Raw genomic sequence first — 1,158 nt, 5'->3', positions numbered from 1 at the left:
CTTGAAGATGCGGAAAGTTTTCTTACTGCTAAACGTCTGGAAGGTAATGACATTAAGACGTATGATCTGACTTAATCCACAGTCACATCTCTGATTTGTGGATAAATCCACTTTATCTGTTATCATATTTGCGAAAATTATATATTTTGTTATCATTCTGTTATCACAAACGGTTGTCAGGACACTCTCCCGGCAACCGTTTTTCTATGCTGTTCGTTATTCTTTTCCGCCCTTTTATATATTTCCAGGCAACAGAAAAACCCGTAGAACCGAAGTTCTACGGGTATCTTACGTTTGGACACAACGTTATCTTACGATAACAAATCTATTGTATATGCGCCAATCTCACGACTTCGTCGTTCGTTCGCGGGCATTCGTAAAATGTCCACTTCCAAAGCGATAAAAAAAGAGACTTGCAAGCAAGCTTGCAGTCTCTTTTTTTATCGCCTTGATTGGCGCTTTATTCATTGCTTTCGCGTATATTACTCGATGATTGTAGCAACACGTCCTGATCCTACAGTACGTCCACCTTCACGATACTTTAATCCCGTTTTACCCTACATTTTTTATGTTTTTCTATCCAAAATACAGTGAAAAATGGCTGATTTACATGCTCTATTTTTATTTGCCTGATTTCTTGGCACCGTTTTGGCACCGGAAGCCTTGTTCTAAATGCTTTGTCACCAACGCCTACTACTTCCTCTGCCATTTTCTTATTGCACCCATTATTTTTTATTGTTATAATCAGAACATGGGTGCTACCATAACGGTAGGCGGTTAGTCCTTCAACAGAGGGACTGTGACCCTCTGATTACATAGAACCCCCGAAAGGGAATCCACTGGAAAGGAGGGCTAAGCCAATGAGTATTGTGGACTTCATTGCAGTTGTGAGCTTCGGCATCACCTGCTTTTGTGCCGGATACACATTCGGCAAGGATAATAATAAGACACAAAAATAACCGCCCCAGCCTCGCAAACTGAACGGTTATTTTTAATCGATTAAGTATGTGGACTAACCGTCTATCGGTAGCACTCTTTTGGTAGCACTCTTTTTCTATAATCATATTATCACGCATCTGTGGAAATGTCAAAAAATTCTTTTTCTATTAGAATATAGCCACCCACGCACAACTGTTAAGGAAACAATCGGAGTTGGTG

General features: G+C 40.2%; 1 protein-coding gene. It reads right to left on the bottom strand.

Annotated elements, in window-relative coordinates:
• Window positions 1-541: 541 nt before the first annotated feature.
• On the bottom strand, window positions 542-709 hold the full coding sequence (locus tag PGZ10_RS16520; protein WP_270247305.1) for a hypothetical protein: 168 nt from the start codon (window positions 707-709) through the stop codon (window positions 542-544).
• Between the last annotated feature and the right edge of the window lie 449 nt (window positions 710-1,158).

Source organism: Coprococcus sp. AF102-57, assembly GCF_027686195.1.
Classification (GTDB): domain Bacteria; phylum Bacillota; class Clostridia; order Lachnospirales; family Lachnospiraceae; genus Allocoprococcus; species Allocoprococcus comes.
The sequence above is the reverse complement of the archived record's forward strand: the minus strand, read 5'-3'. Positions and strand labels throughout refer to the sequence as shown.

Excerpts from the sequence above, each read along its gene's own strand:
- PGZ10_RS16520 (WP_270247305.1), bottom strand. The coding sequence starts at position 709 with ATGGCAGAGGAAGTAGTAGGCGTTGGTGACAAAGCATTTAGAACAAGG.